Below are 22697 nucleotides of genomic sequence, written 5' to 3'. Positions count from 1 at the left end.
GGCGTGGTCTCATGGACACATGATCGACGACACGGAAGCCCTCGAAGAGTTTCTCGCCCGGCACTCCACCGATGTGGAGGAGGCGATCCGCAAGGCGGCCGCGGCCGAGATCCTGCCCCGCTTCCGCAGACTCGCCGCGCACGAGGTCGACCAGAAGAGCGGACCGCACGATCTGGTCACGGACGCCGACCGGCTCGCCGAGCGCCGCCTCGCCGCCGACCTGTGCGCCCTGCTGCCCGGCTCGGTCGCCGTGGGCGAGGAGGCGGTGCACGCGAACCCCGCGTCGTACGAGGCGATCAAGGGCGACGCCCCGGTCTGGATCATCGACCCGGTCGACGGCACCCGGCACTTCGTCCACGGCAAGGACGGCTTCTGCACCCTGGTCGCGCTCGCCCACCGGGGCACCGTGCTCGCCTCCTGGACGTACGCGCCGGTGCGCGACCAGATGGCCACCGCCGTGCGCGGCCAGGGCGCCTATCTCGACGGGGAGCGGCTGTTCGCCGGGCCGCCCGAGCCCGGCCGTGATGTCAGCGTCGCCGTGTCCCACCCCGACTACACCACCGAGGAACAGAAGCGCGCGCTGCGTGCCCTGTGGACCGACGGCGTCGCCCCGCGCTCCTGCGGCTCGGCGGGCCTGGAGTACCTGGCCATCGCCCGGGGCGACACGGACGCCGTCGCCTTCTCCTGGGAGGCCGCCTGGGACCACGCGGCGGGCCTGCTGCTTGTCGAGGAGGCGGGCGGCGCCCATCTCACCCTCACCGGCGAGCCGTTCCGCATAACCGGCGGCAACGTGCTGCCGTTCACCGCCGCCCGCGACGCCGCGACCGCGCGCCGCGTGGCCGAGCTGCTGCGCACGGGGTCCTGAAGAGAGGGCGGGGAGCCGATCGGAGCCGCGCGAGGGCCGAGCGGCGGGAGCCACCCGCGCCGACAAGGGCGACGCGCCACCCGCCGGGGGAGCGACGAGCCGCCCGCCTATCCTGATCCGAGTTGCCACCGGCCGACGAGGGGGTCCTAAGGTGCCGTCGATGCTCGATGCCGTCGTGGTGGGTGCGGGGCCGAACGGACTGACCGCGGCCGTCGAACTGGCCCGGCGCGGCTTCTCCGTGGCCCTCTTCGAGGCCCGGTCCATCGTCGGCGGCGGCGCCCGTACCGAGGAGCTGACCCTCCCCGGCTTCCGCCACGACCCCTGCTCGGCCGCCCACCCGCTCGGCATCAACTCGCCCGCTTTCCGCGCCCTCCCGCTGGAGCGGTACGGCCTGCGCTGGCTGCACGCCGACCTGCCGATGGCGCATCCGTTCCCCGACGGCAGCGCGGCGGTGCTGGCGAGGTCCGTGGCGCAGACGGCCGCGTCCTTCGGGCCGCGCGACGCGGGGGCGTACCGGCGGCTGGTCGCCCCGTTCCTGCCCCGCTGGGACACCCTGGTCCGCGACTTCATGTCCCTGCCGTCCACCGCGCTGCCGCGCGACCCGCTCACCCTGGCCCGCTTCGGCCTCGCCGGGCTCCCGCCCGCCACCGCGCTGATACGCCGATTCCGGGACGAACGCGCGCAGGCGCTCTTCTCCGGCCTGGTCGCCCATGTGATGGCCCCGCTCAACGGCCTCGCCACCGGCGCCATCGGCCTGGTCTTCGCCCTGGCCGCGCACGCCCGGGGCTGGCCGGTGGCCGAGGGCGGTTCCCAGTCGATCTCCGACGCGCTCGCGGCGTACCTGAAGGACCTCGGCGGCGCCGTGCACACCGACTACGAGGTCAAACGCCTGGACGACCTGCCGCCCGCCCGCGCCTACGTCTTCGACACCTCACCGACCGCGCTCGCCCGGATCGCGGGCTTCGGCGGGTACTACGACAGCTACCGCTACGGCCCCAGCGTCTTCAAGATCGACTACGCGCTGGACGGCCCGGTCCCGTGGACCGCCCCCGAGGCGCGTAGCGCGGGCACCGTGCAGATCGGCGCGAGCCGGGCCGAGATCGACAGTGCCCTGCGCGCCGCCTCCCGCGAGGGCCGCGCCCCAGAGAGACCCTTCATGATCACCGTGCAGCCCAGCGTGGCCGACCCCACCCGCGCGCCCGAGGGCAAGCACGTCTTCTGGACCTACGGCCACGTCCCGAACGGCTGGAGCGGCGACCTCACGGACGCGATCGAACGCCAGCTGGAGCGCTTCGCCCCCGGCTTCCGCGACCGCGTCCTGGCCCGCGCCACCGCAGGACCCGCCGAGATGGCCGCCCGCAACGCCAACTACGTCGGCGGCGACATCGCCTGCGGCGCGGCCTCCGGCCTCCAGCTGCTGCTGCGCCCCCGGCTGTCGGCGTTCCCGTACCGCACCCCGCACCCGGCCGTGTTCCTCTGCTCCTCCGCGACCCCGCCCGGTCCCGGGGTACACGGCATGTCGGGGCACAACGCCGCCAAGGCGGTCTGGAGGAGGCTGAGGCAGAGATGACCACACTGCACCTCGTCCTGGGCGACATCACCCGCCAGCGCGCCGACGCGATCGTCAACGCGGCCAACTCCTCGCTCCTCGGCGGCGGAGGCGTCGACGGCGCGATCCACCGACGCGGCGGCCCCGCCATCCTGGAAGCCTGCCGCGCCCTGCGCGCCTCCTCCTACGGCGGCGGCCTCCCCACCGGTCACGCCGTCGCCACCCCAGCGGGGCGCCTGGACGCCCTCTGGGTCATCCACACCGTCGGCCCCGTCTGGCAGGGCCCCGACAGCGACCCGGACCCGCTCGCCTCCTGCTACCGCGCATCCCTCCGCGTGGCCGACGACCTCGGCGCCCGCACGATCGCCTTCCCCGCCATCTCCACCGGCGTCTACCGCTGGCCGATGGCCGACGCGGCCCGCATAGCCGTCGAGACCGTCCGCACCCTGCCGACCGAGGTGGAGGAGATCCGCTTCGTCCTCTTCGACGAGACGGCGTACGAGGCGTTCGCCCGGCACGTGGACTGACATCAGGTCGATCACATGGCTGTGTCACTCTCCGGGGATGCCGCTTGGCCACCCTGCGGCCGTGAGGGTGTCCGCGAGCGTAGGCTCCGAAGGATGCGGATAGGCGAGTTGTCGAAGCGCACGGGCGTGAGTCCACGCTCACTGCGGTACTACGAAGAGCAGGGCCTGCTGACCAGTTCACGCTCCGACGCGGGGCAGCGTCACTATGCCGATGCCGCGGTCCAGCGTGTGTCGCTCATCCGGCAACTGTTCGACGCGGGCATGTCCAGCAGAGTGATCGCGACTGTGCTGCCGTGTGTGGACGTCCCGGGTGACCTGGGCGTCGCCGAGGACACGTTCACGGCGATGATGCGCGAGCGCGACCGGATCGACGCCGACATCACGCACCTGATCGAGACCCGGGACGCACTCGACGTGCTGATCAGGGCCAACAGCCGACACCGGGCGGAGTTGTCCACGGTTCCGGAACCGGTGGCGCGGTCGGCCTGACCCTGTGATCTGCGTCTCAGACGGTTGCCCCTCACATCAATGTCAGAGGTGAGGATGGCGATACCGCCCGGAAGCACCGGGTGGGTCGTACGAGAGGCGGCGGAAGATGGGGCAGGCATGGGGTTTCAGCAGGTATGGCGGGCCCGAGGTGCAGGAGTTCTTCGATCGCCCCGATCCCGTCCCCGGCCGGGGCGAGGTGCTGATCCGGGTCGACGTCGCCGGTGTGAATCCGCTCGACCACTTTCTGCGCTCGGGTCTGGTCGACGGGCTCGACGGCGGGCGTCCGTTTCCCCGTGCGCTGGGCATGGAGGCGGCCGGAACCGTTCTCGCTCTGGGCGAGGACGGCTACGGGCTCGAGGTGGGTGACGCGGTCTTCGGCTTCGCGCTCACCGGTGGTGGCACCTACGCCGAGACGACGGTGCTGTCCGCGCCGAACACCGCGCGCATCCCGGAGGGTCTGTCCGTGACCGTGGCGGCGACGCTGCCGGTGGCCGGGACGACCGCGGTGGACGCGCTCGACCAGCTCAGTCTCCCGGCCGGTGCCACGGTCCTGGTCAACGGGGTCGGGGGCGGGGTCGGCCTCGCCGTCGCCCGGCTGGCTGCCGGGCGCGGGCTGCGTGTGATCGGTACCGGGAGTACCGCCAAACGCGAGCACGCCGAGGCCATCGGGGTGCGGTTCATCGACTACACCGTCGAGGACGTGGCCGCCGCGGCACGCGAGCTGGTTCCGGACGGCTTCGACGGGATCGTCGACCTGGCCGGGGGCACCTCGCTGCGGACGGTCGCTCCGCTGGCCCAGGACCCCCGCAACGTCATCGCTGTGGGTGATATGACGGTGCCCGATCTCGGTGGGCGTTTCGTCGAGCGTCGCGTCGACCGCGAGAACCTGGAGCGGTCGGCCCGGCTGGCCCTCGACGGACTCCTCGCACCCGTGATCACCGCGGTCCATCCGCTCTCCGACGCCCCGGCCGCCCTCGCCACCGTCGAGAACGGTCACGCCTCGGGCAAGGTGGTCATCAAGGTGGCATGAGAAGTGCCCGGCCGCCCGACGCCGCCGACCGTCCATCGCGGACTGACGAGAACCCGTGGTGAGCGCGGTCGGGGCGCCCACCACTTGTCGTGAACGGGAGTGAACCGGCCGACGGAACGCGCCTGTTCCAGCGCCTGCGGAATGTACGGGACCTCGCCGCGTCCGGTGCGCTCGCCAGGGACGAGGCGTACACCGGGGGCCGGGTCGCGTACGAGGGCGCGCTCGCCCGCTTGCGGGACGTGATGCGGCGGGATCTCGGGGTCGACCGGGCCGTGGCCCTCTAGCGCAGTGCCAGGTGGGCGATCACCGCGCGGTGGTCCGTGCCCGGGACGGTCCGTTCCGTCACAGAGAGGGCCGTCAGGCCGGGGCCGTGGAGGATGTGGTCGAGTTGGACCAGGGGTGGGAGGAGGGGGTTGTCCGACGGCCAGGTGGGGGACCAGCCGTGGCCGAGTTCGGCGTGGGTGTCGGTGAGGCGGCCCGAGGAGAGGAGGGTGCGCATGCGGGCGTGGTCGAGGGAGGCGTTGAAATCGCCGAGGAACACCGTGTCGGGACCGTCGGCGCGGGCGACCGCAGTGAGGGCGGTCATGTCGCGGCCCCAGCGGGCGGCGTCACCGAGCGGGTAGTACGTGTGCACGGCCACCAGCCGTACCGTCCGCCCGCCGACCCTCACCCGCGCGGTGGTCTGGGGCCACGCGGTGTCCGCCCTCAACGGGCCGCCGTGCGTCAGCGGAAGCCGCGAGTAGAGGGAGGAGTCGTTCTCGGGATGCAGCTCCTGGTACGGCAGCACCCGGCCGAGGCCCGCCTCCGCGAGCGCGGTCACCCCGGCGGACGGCAGCTCCTGCACCGCCAGCACGTCGATCCGCCCGGACCGCACCAGCCGTACGACCGCCCGCGCATCCGCCTTCCCCACATGGGTGTTGAGCGTGGCCACCCTCAACTCGGCCGCCCCCGCCGGAACATGCCCCCGCTCCGGCACGAACCGGGGCACCAGCAACGCCACATGAGCGGCCGCGAGCACCCCCGCGACGACGATCACCGCCCGCGACCGCAGCCCCCGTACCGCGAGCACCAGGACCAGCACGAGCACGCTCACCACGGCCGCGTACGGAAACAGCACCACGGCCACGGCGAGCGGCGTCCCCCCGTCCAGCCCACCCGCCCGCACCAGGAGCAGGACGGACAGCGGGACGAACACCACGCCCCACCCCAAGATCCTCTTGAACCCGCCGACACCCACGGTCCCGCCTCCCGCCCCGGCCCAGGAGATGATCACTCCCGCCCGTGAAGGGGGACGGCACCGACCGCCCGCCGGTTGCGTAAGGTGACCGCGATGAACGACGACCCGCAGGCCGAAGACACCCGCATCACGGCCCTGCTCCACACCGTGGACCGCCTGCCCGGCCCCTCCCACCTGGAGTTTCCCGACGGCTACGACCACGCCCGGGCAACGGCGCGAGCCCTCCGGCTCCAGGACCGCCTGACCCGGGACCTCGGCCACCCCTGCGCCCTGGACGACCGGAACCAGGACGCCAGTTACCACTTCGAGATCGCCGTGCCGGGCGAGGCGACCGGCACGGGCGTACCCGTCCTCGTGCGGCTGAGCAACCACGGCGACCTGGCGGCCGTGACGGTTCCGGGCCCCTCCGGCCACGGCATCCCGGAGGGCGCCGTCTCCCCGGAGACGCTCGACCGGATCGACACCGCTCTGCGCGACCTCGGCCGCACACCGGTGCCCCTACGGCTGCTGCACCGGCCCTACGACGGCGTGAGCACCTGGCTCGCCGCGGAGGCGCCCGGCCACGCCACCTGGTGGACCCGCTTCTTCGGCCACCTCTGACGCCCCGGCCCCCTCACCTGCGAGGCTTGCGGCACTCGTGTCACCGGAGTTACCTGGAAGTATCCGGCGGTGAAGCGAGGGTTCGAGGCCACGGTGGATGACCGGGGGCCCGCTCTTTCTGCGCGCCCTCGGCGGCGGTCCGCGCTCGCCACCGTCATCCGGCGTCAGACGCGGAGGTGACAGAGGTGAGAGCCGTTGTCTACGAGAGGCCCTTCAGTGTCACGGTCTCGGAGGTGGAGGATCCGCAGATCCTGCACCCCAACGATGTGATCGTCCGGGTCACGTCGTCCGCCATCTGCGGTTCGGACCTGCACATGTACGAGGGGCGCACGGCGGCCGAGCCGGGCATCGTCTTCGGCCACGAGAACCTGGGCGTGATCGAGGAGGTCGGCGACGGCGTGACCTCCCTGAAGGTGGGCGACCGCGTCGTCATGCCGTTCAACGTCGCGTGCGGGTTCTGCAAGAACTGTCTCGCCGGGGAGACCGGGTTCTGCCTGACGGTCAACCCCGGCTTCGCGGGCGGTGCCTACGGCTATGTGGCCATGGGCCCGTACATGGGCGGTCAGGCCGAGCGGCTGCGGGTGCCGTTCGCCGACTTCAACTGCCTGAAGCTGCCCGAGGGCGACGAGAACGAGACGGACTACGTCCTGCTGGCCGACATCTTCCCGACCGGCTACCACGGCTGCGAACTCGCCCAGGTGTCGCCCGGCGAGACCGTCGCGGTGTACGGGGCCGGACCGGTCGGCCTGATGGCCGCCTACTCGGCGCTGCTGCGCGGCGCCTCGAAGGTGTTCGTCGTCGACCGCGTCCCCGAACGGCTCGCCAAGGCGGCGGAGATCGGGGCCATCCCGATCGACTTCACCCAGGGCGACCCGGCCGAGCAGATCAAGGCCCAGACGAACGGAGAGGGCACCGACAAGGGGATCGACGCCGTCGGCTACCAGGCCCAGGCGGGCGACGAGACCCACCACGAGGAACCCGCGATCGTCCTCAACCAGCTGGTGGAGACGGTCCGGCCGACCGGCAGGCTCGGCATACCGGGCCTGTACGTGCCGTCCGACCCCGGCGGCCCCGACGAGCACGCCAAGCACGGCCAACTGCTGGTCTCGATCGGCAAGATGTTCGAGAAGGGCCAGAAGATGGGCACGGGCCAGTGCAACGTCAAGCGGTACAACCGCCAGCTGCGCGACCTGATCGCCTCCGGCCGTGCCCGCCCCAGCTTCGTGGTCTCCCACGAACTGCCGCTGGAGGACGCCCCGCAGGCGTACGAGAAGTTCGACCAGCGGATCGAGGGCTACACCAAGGTGGTGCTCCACCCGGGTCACGACCTCGCCGCGTGAGCGGGTGAGCGCGTGAACGGGACCGAGGCGTAGCACCGCCTCGTACGAAGCCGGGCGGTCGCCATCGCGCGAGCCGCCCGGTCGGGGGCCGGGCCCGGCGTTACGGTTTCGACCGGGCCGTTCCTCCCCGGAGCCGCCCACCAGGGCCGCCACCCGGGAGGAACCGTGAGCCGAGCCGTCGAGCACGCCCCGCCGCCGGTCCGGGGCCTGAACGGGCGCATGCTGACGGCGGCCGTGGTCTCCGCGATCAGCGGGCTGCTCTACGGCTACGACACCGGCATCATCTCCGGCGCCCTGCTCCAGATCTCCAAGGAGTTCCGCATCGGGGACTCCATGAAGGAGGCCATCGCCGCCGGGATCCTGCTGGGCGCGGTGATCGGCTCCCTCGCGTGCAGTCTGCTGTGCGAGCGGATCGGACGGCACCGGACCATCCTGCTGATCTGCGTGGTGTTCATCGCGGGCAGCCTGACCTGCTCGTTCGCACCCAGCGCGGTCGGCCTCGCGCTGGCCCGCGTACTGCTCGGCTTCGCCGTCGGCGGGGCCACGCAGACCGTGCCGATGTACGTGGCCGAGCTGGCCCCGAGGACGATCCGCGGGCGGCTGGTGCTCTGCTTCCAGCTCGCGATCGGGGTCGGCATCGTCATCGCGACCCTGGTGGGCGCGAGCGAGTCGGTGTCCTGGCGGGTGGCGATCGGCGCGGCGGCCGTACCGGCCCTGGTGATGCTGCTCGGCCAGCTCCGGCTGCCCGAGAGTCCGCGCTGGCTGGTCGAGCAGGGCCGGGTGGACGAGGCGGAACGGGTGCTGAAGGCGGTACGGCCCGACGGCTACGCGATCGCGCCCGAGCTGGACGAGATCGTGGCCCTGGCGGGGCAGCAGCGGACGGTCGGCCGGGAGCGGCGCGGCTGGCGCGGGCTGCGGCAGCCGTGGGTGCGCCCGGCGCTGATCGTCGGCTGCGGCATCGCCGTCTTCACCCAGCTGTCCGGCATCGAGATGATCATCTACTACGCGCCGACCATCCTCACGGACAACGGCTTCTCCCAGGAGGACGCGCTGCGGATCAGCGTGGCGCTGGGCGTGACGTACCTGGTGATGATGATCGTCGGCCTGTGGATCGTGGACAAGGTGGGGCGCCGTCGGCTCACCCTCGTGATGGTCCCGGGCGCCGCGCTCAGCCTGTTCGCCCTGGGCGCGTACTTCGTGACCGGCCACTCGGGGCGCTCCGACATCCCGGGCATCGTCGCCTGCCTGCTGGCCTTCATGTTCTTCAACGCGGGCGGCCTTCAGCTGATGGGCTGGCTCACCGGCTCCGAGATCTACCCGCTGTCGGTGCGCGCCGCGGCGACCAGCGTCCAGTCGGCCACGCTGTGGAGCACCAACCTGCTCATCACCCTGACCCTGCTGACGATGATCAACGCCTTCGGCGTCGGCCAGGTCTTCTGGATCTACGGCTGCTTCAACGTCGCGGCCTGGCTCTTCGTCCGGCGCCGCATGCCGGAGCTGACCGGCCACAGCCTGGAGGACATCGAGGCCCACCTCGAGAAGGGCCGCTTCCACCCGGGCGACTTCGCCCGCGCGTGACGTTTCACTGGGACCGGCGCCTCAGCCGTACAGCACGACGAGCGAGCCGCACACCAGCACGGCCCCCGCCGTGACCCCGAGCACGCGGTACCGGTCCCAGGCGGTCAGCGCGACCGCCCCCGCCCAGACCGCCCCCGCGACGGCGGTGGCCATCGGGCCCAGCACCGTCTGCGCCGCCATCAGCGGCAGCGGCGCGAGCAGCAGCGTCGGCGGTATGACGGCGAGCCGCGGCCTGATGCCCAACCGCTTGTACACCACCACCAGCACGACCAGCGCGGTCACGATCACCACGGGCAGCGCGGTCAGATTCCCCCATGTGACGCAGGGCCCGTCCGACGCACACACCCCCTCGCTCCGCCCCTGCGCCCGCGCGAGATAGGCACCCGCCCCGACAGCCAGCCCGGCACCGGTGACGGCGGCGCCGGACAAACGCGGGGCGAGGGCACGGAGTTCGGGGCACGAGGAGTCCATGTCGGCAGTTTTACCGGGGAGTTGAGCGAAGACATGAGTAGGGGTACTCAACGCCCGGCGCGAGCGCGCTGTGGCCGCAGCCGGGCTCGCGTTGTCAGCCGCGGATGAGCAGGATGACCAGTGACGAGATTCCCGCGAGGGCGACCGCCGCCACGCCGTAGACGAGTCGGTGGGACCGCAGGAAGGGCAGGAAGCGGTCGACGGCGAGGCGGCCGGGGCCGGTCAGGGCGAGGCCGAGGGCGACGGAGGCCATCAGGAGGGGGAACTCGTAGCCGTTCGGGGCGAAGAAACCGCCGCCCCATGCGACAGCCATCGCGTTGATCATCGTGCCGAGGGCCGCGGCGCCGGCGAGCGGGGTCAGCAGGCCGAGGGCGAGACCGATGCCGCCCAGGGTTTCGGTGAGCCCCGCGACCACGGCGAACGCCTCACCGGCGGGGTAACCGCTCATGGTGAAGAACTGACCGGTGCCGCTCACCCCGCCGCCGCCGAACCAGCCGAACAGCTTCTGGGTGCCGTGCGCGAAGAGGATCACGCCGATCGCCAGACGGATGACCAGCAGACCCACGTCGTAGGCGCGCAGCGAAGGAGCAGGTCGGTGGGGGGAAGTCATGCGAGGGCCTTTCTGGGACACTTAAGTCGATGTGTGAAGCTTCAACAAATCGGGATGCTGGTGAGGGTGGAGCCATTTGTTGCGATCATTCCTTATGTCCGCGATGGCCGCTTGCTCACGCCTGCCGTGCCGCGCGCACCGGATGCTTGCTCATGATCGAGACCCGGTTGAACGCGTTGATGGTGACCGCGACCCAGATCGCGGCCGATATCTGGTCATCGGTGAGCGCTTCGCGCGCCTGTGCGCACGCCGTCTCCTGGAGCCCGGCGTCGCCGGGAATGGTGGTCGCCTCCGCGAGGGCCAGTGCGGCGCGTTCCCGCGCGGTGAACACCTCGGTGTCCCGCCAGGCCGCCAGGACGCCGAGCCGCTGCGTGGTCTCGCCCGCCCGCGTCGCCGCCCTCGTGTGGACGTCGAGACAGTAGGCGCAGCCGTTGATCTGGGACACGCGCAGATTGACCAGCTCCACGAGGGTGCGATCGAGGCCCGCCTGGGCGGCGACCGCGCGCACCTGCTCCGAGGTCCGGATCAGTGCCTGCTGGGCGGCGGGGCTCTGCTTGTCGATGAAGACGCGCCGGGAGGTGTCCGCGTCCGTGTGGGTGCTCAACCTGATCTCCTCCGGGGCCTGACCGGCCCCTCGCTGTGCGGGGTGTACCTGTGGGGGTGATCGCTCTATGATGGCGATATTAGTTGAATGTAGAACAACATATGGCGGGAGGAGCCGGGCGTGAGCAACGGCGAAGAGAAACGGGTCGACGTACTGACCCCGCGCGACGTACCCCTCGGCGGGCCCCGCGCCATGACCGTCCGCCGGACTCTGCCGCAGCGCGGGCGGACCACCATCGGCGCCTGGTGCTTCGCCGACCACTACGGCCCCGACGACGTCTCCGTGAGCGGCGGCATGGACGTCGCCCCGCATCCGCACACCGGGCTGCAAACCGTGAGCTGGCTGTTCAGCGGGGAGATCGAGCACCGCGACAGCCTGGGCAGCCACGCCTTCGTACGGTCGGGCGAGCTGAACCTCATGACCGGCGGCCACGGCATCTGCCACTCGGAGGTCTCCACCCCGGGGACCACCGTCCTGCACGGCGTCCAGCTCTGGGTCGCCCTGCCGGAGGAACACCGCGACACGGAACGGGACTTCCAGCACCACGTCCCCGCGCCCGTACGGGTCGACGGCGCCGAGATCAGGGTCTTCCTGGGGACTCTCCCCGGAGTCGGACGGTCACCCGTGCGGACCTTCACGCCCCTGCTCGGCGCCGAGATCGTCCTCCGGCCGCACGCCACGCTGACCCTCGCCGTCGACCCCGCCTTCGAGCACGGCCTGCTGGTCGACCAGGGGCGGGTACGGCTGGACGGTAAGTCGCTGGACCGGGCCGAGCTGGGCCATCTGCCCCCGGGCGGCGACACCCTCACGCTCACGAACGACACCGACGACCTCGCGCGGACCGTGCTGCTCGGCGGCACCCCGTTCGAGGAGGAGATCGTCATGTGGTGGAACTTCATCGGACGCAGCCACGAGGACATCGTCAAGGCCCGCGAGGAGTGGCAGAGCGCGTCCGGCCGCTTCGGTGCCGTCGAGGGATACCCGGGGGACCGGCTCCCCGCCCCCGAGCTGCCGAACGCGGCGCTGCGGCCACGGGGCAACCCCGGGCGCCGCTGAGCCCCGGCCGAACCGGGAGCACCTTTTCCACAGGTCCGAAAGCCCGAAAGGCATCCCATGACCCAGCCCACCCCGACCGTCGAGCACAACACCGCCAAGCACCGCTACGAGATCCACGTCGACGGCGAGCGCGCCGGACTCACCGCCTATCGCGACCGAGGTGACCAGCGCGTCTTCTACCACACCGAGGTCGACGACGCCTTTGCCGGACAGGGCCTGGCCGCCCGGCTCGTCCAGGAGGCGCTGACCGACGTGCGTGCCTCGGGCAAGCGGATCGTGCCGGTCTGCCCGTACGTCGCGAAGTTCCTGGAGCGGCACGAGGAGTTCGCCGACATCACCGACCCGGTGACCCCCGACGTCCTCACGTGGCTGGACAGCCACCTGGGCTGAGCGGCGGGACAGGGAAACGGGGGCAGGGAAAAGGCCGCCGTGCGGGACCGGATCAGTGGTCCCGCACGGCGGCCTTCGTCGTGTGCGCGGTTACGCGGTGACCGCGTCCTCCGCGTCACCCTCCACGGACTCCACAGCCTCCACGGACTCCGCGGCGGCCTCGCGCGCCGCGTCGTCGTCGCCCGCGCCGCGCGGGGCGGGGATCGCCGGGGCGGCGAGCCGCGCGGCCATCCGCTCGCGGCGCTCGTCGGCCTTGGCGCACAGCGCCTCGGCGGCACCGCGGAAGCGCTCCATGGACGGCGGGTCGGACGGCCCGAGCAGGTGCTCCTTCAGCGCCGCGCGCCGCTCGGCATAGCGGTCCTTCTCGGGGTGCCGGACCGACTTCAGCAGGCCCGGGACACCCTTCGCGGACGGTGCAAGGACGGTGGCCGCCGTCACGGTCGGGAAGGCGGCGCGGAAGGCTTCCTCGCTCATGCCCGAGGTGTTGGCGACGGCGTACGGCTTCTCGCTGGTCAGCCAGTCGGAGACCACGCTGGAGACATCGCTGATCAGCAGGTCCGCCATGTTGAAGCAGGCGAAGATCGCGGGCCGCGCGTCGGTGACGATCAGGTGCTCCCACTCCGGGAAGGACGCCCAGTAAGCGGCCTCCCAGGCGGCCGTCGCTCGCTCGATCTCGGCCTCGCGGTCACCCTGCGGGGTGCCCTGGAGCAGCATGCGCTCCAGTTCGTCGGCGCCCGGCCGGAAGGAGACCGAGGTCAGCTTCTCCAGCTCGGCGGTGCGGCGGGCCAGCTCGGCGGCGGCCTCGGGGCCCGGACGGGCACCGGAGCGCTTCGCGGCGGCCTCGCGGATCATCGCCTTGATCCGCTCGTTGGCGGCGCCCGCGCGCGGGTCGACGGAGCCGGTCATCGGGTGCGGCTTGTAGACCAGGCGCACACCGGGGTCGGCCAGCAGCTTGCGCACGATGTTCTCGCCCGCGAGCACCACGGAGGTGTTGCCGGGGTTGCCGTCCCAGCCCTCCCAGGTGGGGGCGTAGAGCACGTGGGTGTACTCACCGGTGGGCGGACCGGCGTACGGCCGGATCGGGGCCAGCTGCGGGCGGCCGACCTCGACGATGTCCTTGTCCTCGACGCCGACCTCCGCCAGCGCGTACCGCTCGCGCGCCGCGGGACCGGCCACCCACACCTCGTCGTACGCCTTGGCGTACGGGTTGCAGGAGGACAGCTTGTCGCTCTCGCCGTGGTTGATGAACGCGTGCTTGATGGAGGGGATGCGCAGCACCTGCGAGGTCTTACCGGAGTTCGCCGGGTGCAGCATCATCTTCAGCGTCGAGTTCTCCAGCGCGAACATCGTGGAGACCTTGGGGAAGCAGATGATCGGCACGTCGGTGGCGTCGATCTTCTGCACCATGAACCGCTCGCGCAGCACGATCAGCGGGCGCTCCAGCTGGGAGAGCGTGGACAGCCACATGTTCGCCTGGTAGGCGGAGGTGGTGCCGCCGGAGAAGTACATGGCGACGGTCGGCCGGTAGCCGGCGAGCCACTTGTCCACCCACTCCAGCACCTCGGCGTCGCTCTTGGCGCGCTTCTTGCCGGTCAGCCAGCGGGCCAGGTGCAGAGTGCCGGCGCCCATCAGCGCGACGGAGACGGCCAGGCCGATCGCGCCCCAGCGCGCCTGCGCGGTGAGGGCGGTCAGGAGCAGCCCGACGGTGCCGGGAACGGCGAAGGTCAGCAGCCGGTGCGCCGGGCGGCGCAGCAGGATGCGCGGCGGCGCGGCGCTCAGGTTCAGCTCGGCGGCGTCGATGTTGCGCGTGACGATCGGCAGCGAGCGGGCGCGGCGCACCATGATGGCGATCGCCTGGCACAGGAAGTGCAGGCTGTAGTACGCGCCCAGGGCGACGAGCAGGGGGGCCTGCTCACGCCGGGGCTCCACCCCCTCGATCCGCAGCAGCGCCACCATGACGAGCATGTCGCGCAGCAGCTGCCGCACGGTCACGTCCAGGCGGATCCGGTTCAGCTGCGCCAGCGCCGCGGGCCGCCTGTACTGAAGGTACGTTTCGAGTGCGACGCCCGCCGCGGTCGCGGCGACGAAGAGCGGCACGATCGGCAGCAGCGCGCCGATCAGCTGCGCCGCGAAGAGCGCGAATATCGCGAACACCGCGTACAGCTGCGCGATGCGACGGGTGACGAGTCCGGCGGAGGGCACGGGCTGGGCTCCTGCTGGGGGTGCGACGGACGGGGTGAGCGTATGCGGGGGGTGTACCGCTCCCGGCGGGCCGGGGGCGGAAAGGGTGGCCGTATGGCTTATGCGGCCCGCGTAGCAATGTACGACAGGGAAAAATGCCGCATTACGGGCGAAGCGTGAGCAAAGTGACAAGGGGCGGTGCGGTTCTGACGCGTCGTCGGGGCGGGTGGCCCCGGTTGTCCGGAGGGGATCGCCGCAGCGGTCGCCGAGCCGACGACTGTGCCCGCCGAGGGCAGCAACCGCCCGCGATTGAGCCTGGTCATCGAAGCTCCCTCGAAAAGGAAAACGTGCCGTGTTCCGAACCTGTTCACCGGGTGTCCGCCTCCTCGTGACGCGACAGGAGGAAGGGGCATTCGGCCGTGATGTCGGCGGATCATTAAAGCACTTGCGGATTTGGCTCAGGTAACCACGGCAACCTGTGCGGCTTTACGGGCCGAACGATACGGAATCGTTACTTCCGGGTGTGTCGTCGAGGCGTCCGCGTGCGCGTGACATCATCGGCCGAGGCCACCCCCTCATGACGCGGTCCCGCGTACGCGCGAGGCCGCCGCGCAAGGAGCACGATGAACCCCGTCCCCTCCGCCCCGGCCGCCCGCGCGACGGAAGCCGGGGGCACGGGCGCCGCCCTGCTGGACGGCTTCTCCCTGGAGATGACCGGCAAGGACGTGCCCCGCCTGGAGGAGGCCGCCCCCGGCATACCCCCGGGCACCCGCATCAACGTGACCTATCTCGCGGGCGAGGACCTGGGCACCCGGCTGGCCGCCGCCCGCGCGGTCAAACGGCTCGGCTTCGTCCCCGTCCCGCACCTCTCCGCCCGCCGTCTGCCCTCCCGGGCCCACCTGGAGGAGTTCCTGTCCGCACTGGCCGCCGACGGCACCGGCGAGCACGTCTTCGTGGTCGGCGGCGACCCCGCCCGCCCCGAGGGCCCGTACGAGGACGCCCTCTCCGTCATCCGCACCGGACTGCTCCAGCGCCACGGGGTACGCCACATCGGCATCACCGGCTACCCGGAGGGCCACCCCGGCCTCACCGGCCCCGCCCTGTGGTCCGCGCTCACCGACAAGGCGGCGGTGCTCGGTGCCGAGGGGTTCGGCGGCGAGATCATCACCCAGTTCGGCTTCGCCGTGGACCCGGTGCTCACCTGGCTGGAGGCGGTCCGGGCGCGCGGGATACGGCTGCCCGTGCGCGTCGGCGTCCCCGGCCCGGCCGGAGTGCGTCGGCTGCTCGGCTACGCCTCCCGCTTCGGCGTCGCCACCAGCGCCTCCGTCGCCCGCAAGTACGGCCTCTCTCTCACCAACCTCATGGGAACGGCGGGCCCGGACCGCTTCCTGCACGAGCTGGCGCTGCGGTACGACCCGGAGCGGCACGGGGCGGTGAAAGCGCACTTCTACACGTTCGGGGGGCTGCGGACGACTTCGGAGTGGGTCGGGGCGTATCGCGCGTCGGTCTGACCAGGGCTCGGGGCGGTGCCTGGTCACCCCCAGGTACATGTCGGATTCTCGCCAGCGACCGGGCCTCCCGGTGGCCATCCTTGTAGGCATGCGGACAGCGACGAGCGGGACGACAGGTGCGGGGCCGGGGCCGGGGGCGAACCCGGTGACCCTGGTGGCCCCGGCGCCCTCGGTGGCACACCTGGACCGGGAGCACTGCGTGCACGCCGTGCAGTCGAAGGACGCCCGGTTCGACGGGTGGTTCTTCACGGCGGTGCTCACCACCGGCATCTACTGCCGGCCGAGCTGCCCGGTGGTCCCGCCCAAGCCGCGGAACATGACCTTCTACCCGAGCGCCGCCGCCTGCCAGCGGGCCGGGTTCCGGGCCTGCAAGCGCTGCCGCCCGGACGCCAGCCCCGGCTCCCCGGAGTGGAACCAGCGCGCCGACCTGGTGGCCCGCACCATGCGGCTCATCGCCGACGGCGTCGTGGACCGCGAGGGCGTCCCCGGCCTCGCCTCACGCCTCGGCTACTCCGCCCGCCAGATCGAGCGCCAGCTCCTGGCCGAGCTGGGCGCCGGACCACTCGCCCTGGCCCGCGCCCAGCGCGCGCAGACCGCCCGGCTGCTGATCGAGACGACCGCCATGCCCATGGCGGAGATCGCCTTCGCCGCGGGCTTCGCCTCCCTGCGCACCTTCAACGACACCGTCCGCGAGGTCTACGCCCTCACCCCGACCGAGCTGCGCGCCCGCGTCCCGGCCGTCGGCCCCGCCGCCACCCCGGGCACGATCTCCCTGCGGCTGCCGTACCGGGCCCCGCTGGAGCCGGGCAACCTCTTCGGACACCTGGCCGCCACCGCCGTACCCGGCGTGGAGGAGTGGCGGGACGGCGCCTACCGGCGCACGCTCTCGCTGCCGTACGGGCACGGGATCGTGGCGCTCTCCCCGGCCGCCGGGCACATCGCCTGCCGTCTCACGCTCGGCGACCCGCGCGACCTCACCGTGGCGATCAGCCGCTGCCGCGCCCTGCTCGACCTGGACGCCGACCCGGCCGCCGTCGACGAACGGCTGCGCGCCGACCCCGCGCTCGCCCCGCTGGTGGACCGCGCGCCGGGACGACGGGTGCCGCGCACGGTGGACGAGGCCGAGTTCGCCGTACGGGCCGTGCTCGGACAGCAGGTGTCCACGGCCGCCGCCCGCACCCACGCGGCCCGCCTGGTCACCGCGCACGGCAAACCGCTGGACGACCCCGAGGGCGGGCTCACCCATCTCTTCCCGACCCCCGAGGCACTGGCCGCTGTGGACCCCGAGACCCTGGCCATGCCGCGCACCCGGCGCACCACCCTGACCACGCTCGTCCGGCACCTCGCGGACGGCACGCTGCGGCTCGGCGCCGAGTCCGACCGGGCCGAGACCCGCGCCCGCCTGCTCGACCTGCCCGGCTTCGGGCCCTGGACCGCCGACGTCATCGCCATGCGCGCCCTCGGCGACCCCGACGCCTTCCCCGTCACCGACCTGGGAGTACGACGCGCCGCCGAGCGCCTCGGGCTCCCCGCCACCCCGGCCGCGCTCACCGGCCGCGCCGAGGCCTGGCGGCCCTGGCGGGCGTACGCCGTGCAGTACCTGTGGGCGACCGACAGCCACCCGATCAACGTCCTTCCGGACTGAGGAAGTTGCCATGACCGCCATGAAGCACCACACCGTCACCGACAGCCCCTACGGGCCCCTCACGCTCGTCGCGGACGCCGACGACACGCTGTGCGGCCTCTACATGGAGGGCCAGCGCCACCGCCCCGCCGAGGAGACCTTCGGCCCGCGCGACGACAGCCTGCGCGCCTTCGCCGAGGCCCGCGAGCAGCTGGCGGCCTACTTCGCGGGCGACCTGACCGACTTCACCCTCCGCCTGAACCTCGCGGGCACGCCGTTCCAGCAGCGGGTCTGGGAGCAGCTCACCCTCATCCCCTACGGGGAGACCCGGAGCTACGGCCAGCTCGCCGCCGCCCTCGGCAACCCCACCGCCTCCCGCGCCGTCGGCCTCGCCAACGGCCGCAACCCCATCGGCATCATCGTCCCCTGCCACCGGGTCATCGGCTCGACCGGCAGCCTCACCGGCTACGGCGGCGGCCTGGCCCGCAAGCAGAAGCTGCTGGAGTTCGAGAAGGCCGAGAAGGGGGAGAGCCTGTTCTGACCGGCCGTGGGGTCAGTCGCCGTACCGCCCGGCCAGCGCGCTCAGCAGGCCGGGCAGCGCGGTGCCGATCGGCTCGCGGACGACCTCCTCGGCGAGGTCGTCGTACGGCGTCGGCTCCGCGTTGACGATGGTCAGCCGGGCGCCGTGGTCGGCGGCCACCCCGGCGAGACCGGCGGCGGGCTGCACCTGGAGCGTGCTGCCGACGGCGATGAACACCGTGCACGCCTTGCTGATCGACAGGGCCTCGCCGAGGACGACGGGGTCCAGGCTCTGCCCGAACATCACCGTCGCCGACTTCAGGATCCCGCCGCACTCCAGACACGGCGGATCCTCCTCACCGGCCTCCACGCGGGCGAGGGCGTCCTCCATCGACCCCCTCGCGTGACACTTGGTGCACACGAACTCCCTTGCGTTGCCGTGCAGTTCGAGCACCTTCCGGGCGGGCATCCCGGCCCGCTGATGCAGCCCGTCCACGTTCTGTGTGAGCACCCGCACCGGGACACCGGAGCGCTCCAGCTCGGCCACCGCCCGGTGCGCGGCGTTCGGCTCCGCGCTCAGCGCCCGGTTCTTGCGCCGCAGCTGCCACGAGCGGCGCCGGATCTCCGGGTCCGCCATGTAGTACGCGTACGTCACCAGCTTCTCGGCCTCCGGATCCCGCCGCCACAGCCCGTTGGGGCCGCGGTAGTCCGGGATACCGGAGTCGGTGGAGATGCCTGCGCCGCTGAGGACGGCTACGAGGGGCTTGGCCATGGGACCGAGAGTAGGGCGGGCGGGGGCGGGGCGGCGAGGGGATATCGCCGCACGGTCAGACCACCCGGTGGCCGTTCTCCAGCTCGGCCGGGCCGTTGCCCTCCGCCAGGACGTCCAGGGCGGTCAGGATGCGGTCGGAGAGGGGCGAGGGGAGGTAGTCCGGCAGTTCGGGGCGGGGGACCAGGCGCCAGGACAGCAGCTCCTCCTCCTGGAGACGGATCGACTTCAGCTCGGCCTCGCTCAGCACGCCGCCGTCGTAGAGGTACGCCACCAGCGGCGGGCGGCCCGGTCCCGGTACCCAGTCCACGGTGAGCAACCGCCCCGGCTCCAGGTCCAGGCCGATCTCCTCCAGCGTCTCGCGCCGCGCCCCCTGCCGAGGTGTCTCCCCCTGATCCGACTCGATCGTGCCGCCCGGCAGCCCCCACCCCGGCCGGTAATTCGGCTCGACGAGCAGCACCCGTCCCTCGGCGTCCCGGAACAGACACGCGGCGGCGGCGAGGACACGGGGGAGACCGGCGATGTACGTGGCGAAGTCGTTCGAGGTGGTCATCCTGGCAGCGTAGCCAGGCGCGGGGGCGCGGGCACAGGGGGCGGTGGGGGCGCGGGGGTGCGTCTGGCGCGGGCTGGGGGCGGGGTGGTGGTGTACGGGGGCTGCGTGCTCGGCGCGGGCTGTGGAGCTGGTCGTCGGCGTGCCCGGTGCTGCTGGCGTGGCGTGGGCATGCTGGGCATCGAGGCTGCGGGCGAGTCGGCGGCGCATTGGCGTCGTCGACGGAGCTGCGCGGGCGCGGCAGCGTGCCCTGGGCGGCAGCCCTTAGGGTCGCAGCGGTGCTCCCTGGGGCGAGCGTGGGTTCGGACGGTGAGGGGTCGTGTGGTGACGGACGGTGCGGGGCGGCGGCGGGTGCTGGTCGCCGCCGACAAGTTCAAGGGGTCGCTGACGGCCGCCGAGGTGGCCGCGCGGGTCGCGGCCGGGCTGCGGCGGGTCGTGCCGGACGTGGTGGTGGAGGCGCTGCCCGTGGCCGACGGGGGCGACGGCACGGTGGACGCGGCGCTCGCGGCCGGATTCGAGCGGCGTGAGGCGCGGGTCGCCGGGCCGACCGGGGAGCCGGTGACCGCCGCCTTCGCGGTGCGCGGCGACACCGCCGTGGTCGAGATGGCCGAGGCGAGTGGGCTGCGGCGGCTGCCGGAGGGGGTACGGGCGCCGCTCACGGCCTCCACGTACGGCTCGGGGGAGCTGCTGCGGGCCGCGCTGGACGCGGGCGCGCGGACCATCGTGTTCGGCGTCGGGGGCAGCGCCACGACGGACGGCGGCGCCGGGATGCTGACGGCGCTCGGTTCCCGGCTGCTGGACGGCGACGGAAAGCTGGTGGCCCCCGGCGGCGGCGCGCTCGTGGACCTCGCCCGTGCCGACCTGTCCGGCCTCGATCCGCGCCTCGCCTCCGTGGACCTGGTGCTCGCCGGTGACGTCGACAACCCGCTGACCGGGCCGCAGGGCGCCGCCGCCGTCTACGGCCCGCAGAAGGGCGCCTCCCCGGCGGACGTGGCCCGTCTCGACGCCGCCCTCGCCCACTACGTGACCGTCCTCGCCGCCACCCTCCCTCGCGCGGCCGACCTCGCGACCTTCCCCGGCGCGGGCGCCGCCGGTGGCCTCGGCTACGCCGCCCTCCTCCTCGGCGCCCGCTTCCGCCCCGGCATCGAGGTCGTCCTGGACACCCTCGGCTTCGCCGCCGCCCTGGACCGCGCCGACCTGGTCATCACCGGCGAGGGCTCCCTGGACGAACAGACCCTGCACGGCAAGGCCCCGGCCGGAGTCGCCGCGGCGGCCCGCGCGGCGGGCAAGGAGGTGGTCGCGGTCTGCGGCCGTCTGACCCTGTCGCCCGCCGCCCTCCGCACCGCAGGCATCACCCACGCCTACCCCCTGACCTCCCTCGAACCGAACGAATCCACCTGCCGAGCCCAAGCAGGCCCCCTCCTGGAACGCCTGGCCACCCACCTGGCCAAGAACCACCTGACCTGAGCCGGCGTGGCCGCCCGAGCGCGGCAACGGCTTCCGGCGCGAAACACCGAGGGCCCCGACCTGTGACAGGTCGGGGCCCTCGGTGAACACTGCTGGACCGGTGGGGCTACGGCAGCTGGGCCGCTCGTGCCTCCCGGCGGTTGTCGCGGAAGTTGTTCACCCGGCGGGCCGTGGCGAACAGGGGGATGACCGCGCCCATGACGAGCTGGAGTGCACAGCCCGTCTGGAGGAGGAGCTGGCCGCTGGGGGCGTCGAAGGCCCAGGCGGCGAGGAGGCCCATGGAGAGGACGATCCAGGAGAGCATGGCCCCGGCGAGGCGGCCACGCGGCTTCGGGTACTCGACCCGGCTCACCATCAGCCAGGCGGTGCCCAGGATGGCCAGGAGCGTCGCCACGAAGGGCAGCTCCAGAAGCACGATCGAGACGACGGTCAGGGCGCCGAACGGTGACGGCATCCCCTGGAACATGCCGTCCTTCAGCGTCACGCAGGAGAAGCGCGCCAGGCGTAGGACCACCGCGAGCAGCACCACGATCGCGCCGAGCGCCGCCACCCGCTGGTGGGCGTCGTCGGCGACCATGCCGTAGACGAGGACGAAGTACGCGGGCGCCAGGCCGAAGCTGATGAGGTCGGAGAGGTTGTCCAGCTCCGCGCCCATCGGCGAGGAGCGCAGCTTGCGCGCCACCAGGCCGTCGAAGAGGTCGAAGATCGCCGCGCAGAGCATCAGGATGACCGCCGTGGCCGCGCTGTGGCGGGCCATGCCGGATTCCTGGCTGCCGGTGAGGTGCGGGATGAGGATGCCGGTGGTGGTGAAGTACACCGCCATGAACCCGCAGGTCGCGTTGCCGAGCGTGAGCGTGTCCGCTATCGACAGGCGCAGAGAGAGAGGCATCTCCTCTTCGTCGTCGACCGCGTCGGCCTCGGGCACCCAGCCCGCCTGTGTCTCCGGATCAATCACGGTCAATGCGAGTCACCCCAGCCACGGTCTTCTGCCCGACCTCGACCGCGACCTCCACACCCTCGGGCAGGTAGAGGTCGACACGCGAGCCGAAGCGGATCAGACCGATGCGCTCGCCCTGCTCGACCTTCGTCCCCTCGGGGAGGTACGGCACGATACGACGAGCCACCGCGCCCGCGATCTGGATCATCTCGATGTCGCCGAGTTCGGTGTCGAAATGCCAGACTACGCGCTCGTTGTTCTCGCTCTCCTTGTTGAAAGCAGGAACAAAGCCGCCGGGGATGTGCTCGACCGACGTCACGGTGCCCGCCAGCGGCGCCCGGTTGACGTGGACGTTGAGCGGACTCATGAAGATCGCGACGCGGGTGCGGCCGTCCTTCCACGGCATGATGCTCTGCACCACACCGTCGGCGGGGGAGATGACCCGGCCCGTGGCGATCTCGCGCTCGGGGTCGCGGAAGAACCACAGCATTCCCGCCGCGAGCGCGGTGGCGGGAACGGCGACGGCCTTGGCGACGCCCGAGCGGCGGGCGCGGGCCAGGCTGAGGGCTGCGGTGGCGACGGTCGGGAGGAGCCACGGCGATGCTCCGCGCGCGAGGCGTACGCCGGCCCGGCTGTCGCGAGGTGCAGAGGTTTGGCTGTGGGGCATGGATGACCTTCGTAGCGGATGATGCCGCGCTTGACGGGGGACGGCGGCTTTCCGGGATCGTACCGGGAGCGGGCCGCAACTGGGCAAGCCAGGAAGCCGAGTCGACGGCTGAAGACCGTCAACGGG

24 protein-coding genes are annotated in these 22697 nt (G+C 72.5%); 15 read left to right on the top strand and 9 right to left on the bottom strand.

The window, feature by feature from the left end; all coding sequences use genetic code 11:
- Window positions 1–19 precede the first annotated feature (19 nt).
- From B079_RS0116905 to B079_RS0116880, 6 genes are all read left to right on the top strand, one after another.
- Window positions 20–865 (top strand): inositol monophosphatase family protein, encoded by an 846-nt coding sequence (locus tag B079_RS0116905; protein WP_018547021.1) that lies wholly within the window; start codon window positions 20–22, stop codon window positions 863–865.
- Window positions 866–1025: 160 nt separating this feature from the next.
- Window positions 1026–2435 carry a phytoene desaturase family protein gene (locus B079_RS0116900; RefSeq protein WP_018547020.1) on the top strand — a complete coding sequence of 470 codons (1410 nt, stop codon included), beginning with the start codon at window positions 1026–1028 and terminating at the stop codon, window positions 2433–2435.
- Window positions 2432–2941: an O-acetyl-ADP-ribose deacetylase gene (locus tag B079_RS0116895; protein WP_018547019.1), complete on the top strand. Its 510-nt coding sequence runs from the start codon at window positions 2432–2434 to the stop codon at window positions 2939–2941. Before B079_RS0116900 ends, B079_RS0116895 begins: the two co-directional genes overlap by 4 nt.
- 93 nt (window positions 2942–3034) lie before the next feature.
- Entirely contained in the window at window positions 3035–3430 is a 396-nt protein-coding gene (locus tag B079_RS0116890) for a MerR family transcriptional regulator (protein ID WP_018547018.1), read from the top strand.
- A 106-nt stretch (window positions 3431–3536) separates the two neighbouring features.
- The gene (locus B079_RS0116885; protein ID WP_026248776.1) at window positions 3537–4460 is read left to right on the top strand and encodes an NADP-dependent oxidoreductase; all 924 of its coding nucleotides are present in this window, start codon (window positions 3537–3539) and stop codon (window positions 4458–4460) included.
- An 89-nt stretch (window positions 4461–4549) separates the two neighbouring features.
- Window positions 4550–4744: a hypothetical protein gene (locus B079_RS0116880; protein ID WP_018547016.1), complete on the top strand. Its 195-nt coding sequence runs from the start codon at window positions 4550–4552 to the stop codon at window positions 4742–4744.
- Here B079_RS0116880 and B079_RS0116875 read toward each other — a convergent pair.
- On the bottom strand, window positions 4741–5697 hold the full coding sequence (locus B079_RS0116875) for an endonuclease/exonuclease/phosphatase family protein (protein WP_018547015.1): 957 nt from the start codon (window positions 5695–5697) through the stop codon (window positions 4741–4743). The two genes, B079_RS0116880 and B079_RS0116875, sit on opposite strands and share 4 nt — an antisense overlap.
- 93 nt (window positions 5698–5790) lie before the next feature.
- On the opposite strand from B079_RS0116875, the gene B079_RS0116870 reads away from it, so the two are divergent.
- The 3 genes from B079_RS0116870 to B079_RS0116860 all read left to right on the top strand — a co-directional run bounded on the left by B079_RS0116870 (window position 5791) and on the right by B079_RS0116860 (window position 9215).
- Window positions 5791–6297 (top strand): hypothetical protein, encoded by a 507-nt coding sequence (locus B079_RS0116870; protein ID WP_018547014.1) that lies wholly within the window; start codon window positions 5791–5793, stop codon window positions 6295–6297.
- A gap of 185 nt (window positions 6298–6482) precedes the next feature.
- Window positions 6483–7637 carry a glutathione-independent formaldehyde dehydrogenase gene (locus B079_RS0116865; protein WP_018547013.1) on the top strand — a complete coding sequence of 385 codons (1155 nt, stop codon included), beginning with the start codon at window positions 6483–6485 and terminating at the stop codon, window positions 7635–7637.
- 165 nt (window positions 7638–7802) lie between these two features.
- On the top strand, window positions 7803–9215 hold the full coding sequence (locus B079_RS0116860) for a sugar porter family MFS transporter (protein ID WP_018547012.1): 1413 nt from the start codon (window positions 7803–7805) through the stop codon (window positions 9213–9215).
- A 21-nt stretch (window positions 9216–9236) separates the two neighbouring features.
- On the opposite strand, the gene B079_RS0116855 is transcribed toward B079_RS0116860, so the two are convergent.
- The 3 genes from B079_RS0116855 to B079_RS0116845 all read right to left on the bottom strand — a co-directional run bounded on the left by B079_RS0116855 (window position 9237) and on the right by B079_RS0116845 (window position 10900).
- Window positions 9237–9686, bottom strand: a complete 450-nt coding sequence (locus B079_RS0116855) for a hypothetical protein (RefSeq protein WP_018547011.1) — start codon at window positions 9684–9686, stop codon at window positions 9237–9239.
- A gap of 94 nt (window positions 9687–9780) precedes the next feature.
- Window positions 9781–10296: a DoxX family protein gene (locus B079_RS0116850; protein WP_037801636.1), complete on the bottom strand. Its 516-nt coding sequence runs from the start codon at window positions 10294–10296 to the stop codon at window positions 9781–9783.
- Window positions 10297–10411: 115 nt separating this feature from the next.
- Window positions 10412–10900 (bottom strand): carboxymuconolactone decarboxylase family protein, encoded by a 489-nt coding sequence (locus B079_RS0116845; protein ID WP_018547009.1) that lies wholly within the window; start codon window positions 10898–10900, stop codon window positions 10412–10414.
- A gap of 120 nt (window positions 10901–11020) precedes the next feature.
- Between B079_RS0116845 and B079_RS0116840 the strand changes: the two genes are divergently transcribed.
- Window positions 11021–11956 (top strand): pirin family protein, encoded by a 936-nt coding sequence (locus B079_RS0116840; RefSeq protein ID WP_018547008.1) that lies wholly within the window; start codon window positions 11021–11023, stop codon window positions 11954–11956.
- Window positions 11957–12013: 57 nt separating this feature from the next.
- Window positions 12014–12346: a GNAT family N-acetyltransferase gene (locus B079_RS0116835; protein ID WP_018547007.1), complete on the top strand. Its 333-nt coding sequence runs from the start codon at window positions 12014–12016 to the stop codon at window positions 12344–12346.
- A 90-nt stretch (window positions 12347–12436) separates the two neighbouring features.
- Here B079_RS0116835 and B079_RS0116830 read toward each other — a convergent pair whose 3' ends face one another.
- Window positions 12437–14548 carry a hypothetical protein gene (locus tag B079_RS0116830; protein ID WP_018547006.1) on the bottom strand — a complete coding sequence of 704 codons (2112 nt, stop codon included), beginning with the start codon at window positions 14546–14548 and terminating at the stop codon, window positions 12437–12439.
- Between the two features lie 602 nt (window positions 14549–15150).
- Between B079_RS0116830 and B079_RS0116825 the strand changes: the two genes are divergently transcribed.
- The 3 genes from B079_RS0116825 (at window position 15151) to B079_RS0116815 (ending at window position 18203) form a co-directional block, all read left to right on the top strand.
- The gene (locus tag B079_RS0116825) at window positions 15151–16038 is read left to right on the top strand and encodes a methylenetetrahydrofolate reductase (RefSeq protein ID WP_018547005.1); all 888 of its coding nucleotides are present in this window, start codon (window positions 15151–15153) and stop codon (window positions 16036–16038) included.
- An 88-nt stretch (window positions 16039–16126) separates the two neighbouring features.
- On the top strand, window positions 16127–17683 hold the full coding sequence (locus B079_RS0116820) for an AlkA N-terminal domain-containing protein (RefSeq protein ID WP_078495973.1): 1557 nt from the start codon (window positions 16127–16129) through the stop codon (window positions 17681–17683).
- 19 nt (window positions 17684–17702) lie between these two features.
- Window positions 17703–18203, top strand: coding sequence for a methylated-DNA--[protein]-cysteine S-methyltransferase (locus tag B079_RS0116815; protein ID WP_026248773.1), 501 nt, complete (start codon window positions 17703–17705; stop codon window positions 18201–18203).
- A gap of 12 nt (window positions 18204–18215) precedes the next feature.
- Here the strand turns inward: B079_RS0116815 and B079_RS0116810 are convergent, their stop codons facing one another.
- Both B079_RS0116810 and B079_RS0116805 read right to left on the bottom strand, forming a co-directional pair.
- The gene (locus B079_RS0116810; protein ID WP_018547002.1) at window positions 18216–18953 is read right to left on the bottom strand and encodes an SIR2 family NAD-dependent protein deacylase; all 738 of its coding nucleotides are present in this window, start codon (window positions 18951–18953) and stop codon (window positions 18216–18218) included.
- Window positions 18954–19008: 55 nt separating this feature from the next.
- Window positions 19009–19503 carry an NUDIX domain-containing protein gene (locus tag B079_RS0116805; RefSeq protein WP_018547001.1) on the bottom strand — a complete coding sequence of 165 codons (495 nt, stop codon included), beginning with the start codon at window positions 19501–19503 and terminating at the stop codon, window positions 19009–19011.
- A gap of 321 nt (window positions 19504–19824) precedes the next feature.
- Here B079_RS0116805 and B079_RS0116800 point away from each other — a divergent pair, with 321 nt between their 5' ends.
- On the top strand, window positions 19825–20967 hold the full coding sequence (locus B079_RS0116800) for a glycerate kinase (protein WP_026248772.1): 1143 nt from the start codon (window positions 19825–19827) through the stop codon (window positions 20965–20967).
- Between the two features lie 106 nt (window positions 20968–21073).
- Here B079_RS0116800 and pssA read toward each other — a convergent pair whose 3' ends face one another.
- Both pssA and B079_RS0116790 read right to left on the bottom strand, forming a co-directional pair.
- Complete coding sequence (pssA, locus tag B079_RS0116795) at window positions 21074–21892, bottom strand: CDP-diacylglycerol--serine O-phosphatidyltransferase (protein ID WP_018546999.1); 819 nt, start codon at window positions 21890–21892, stop codon at window positions 21074–21076.
- A gap of 22 nt (window positions 21893–21914) precedes the next feature.
- Complete coding sequence (locus B079_RS0116790) at window positions 21915–22571, bottom strand: phosphatidylserine decarboxylase (RefSeq protein WP_018546998.1); 657 nt, start codon at window positions 22569–22571, stop codon at window positions 21915–21917.
- Window positions 22572–22697 lie beyond the last annotated feature (126 nt).

The sequence above is a fragment of the Streptomyces sp. LaPpAH-108 genome (genome assembly GCF_000373625.1).
Taxonomy (GTDB): Bacteria; Actinomycetota; Actinomycetes; order Streptomycetales; family Streptomycetaceae; genus Streptomyces.
This window is presented reverse-complemented; position numbering and strand designations above follow the sequence as displayed.

Bases quoted from the DNA above. Each gene is read 5' to 3' on its own strand.
- B079_RS0116890 (WP_018547018.1), top strand. From the start codon at position 3,035: ATGCGGATAGGCGAGTTGTCGAAGCGCACGGGCGTGAGTCCACGCTCA.
- B079_RS0116835 (WP_018547007.1), top strand. From the start codon at position 12,014: ATGACCCAGCCCACCCCGACCGTCGAGCACAACACCGCCAAGCACCGC.
- B079_RS0116895 (WP_018547019.1), top strand. From the start codon at position 2,432: ATGACCACACTGCACCTCGTCCTGGGCGACATCACCCGCCAGCGCGCC.
- B079_RS0116810 (WP_018547002.1), bottom strand. From the start codon at position 18,953: ATGGCCAAGCCCCTCGTAGCCGTCCTCAGCGGCGCAGGCATCTCCACC.
- B079_RS0116805 (WP_018547001.1), bottom strand. From the start codon at position 19,503: ATGACCACCTCGAACGACTTCGCCACGTACATCGCCGGTCTCCCCCGT.
- B079_RS0116790 (WP_018546998.1), bottom strand. From the start codon at position 22,571: ATGCCCCACAGCCAAACCTCTGCACCTCGCGACAGCCGGGCCGGCGTA.
- B079_RS0116825 (WP_018547005.1), top strand. From the start codon at position 15,151: ATGAACCCCGTCCCCTCCGCCCCGGCCGCCCGCGCGACGGAAGCCGGG.
- B079_RS0116855 (WP_018547011.1), bottom strand. From the start codon at position 9,686: ATGGACTCCTCGTGCCCCGAACTCCGTGCCCTCGCCCCGCGTTTGTCC.
- B079_RS0116850 (WP_037801636.1), bottom strand. From the start codon at position 10,296: ATGACTTCCCCCCACCGACCTGCTCCTTCGCTGCGCGCCTACGACGTG.
- B079_RS0116820 (WP_078495973.1), top strand. From the start codon at position 16,127: ATGCGGACAGCGACGAGCGGGACGACAGGTGCGGGGCCGGGGCCGGGG.
- B079_RS0116905 (WP_018547021.1), top strand. From the start codon at position 20: ATGATCGACGACACGGAAGCCCTCGAAGAGTTTCTCGCCCGGCACTCC.
- B079_RS0116900 (WP_018547020.1), top strand. From the start codon at position 1,026: ATGCTCGATGCCGTCGTGGTGGGTGCGGGGCCGAACGGACTGACCGCG.
- B079_RS0116870 (WP_018547014.1), top strand. From the start codon at position 5,791: ATGAACGACGACCCGCAGGCCGAAGACACCCGCATCACGGCCCTGCTC.
- B079_RS0116815 (WP_026248773.1), top strand. From the start codon at position 17,703: ATGAAGCACCACACCGTCACCGACAGCCCCTACGGGCCCCTCACGCTC.
- B079_RS0116885 (WP_026248776.1), top strand. From the start codon at position 3,537: ATGGGGCAGGCATGGGGTTTCAGCAGGTATGGCGGGCCCGAGGTGCAG.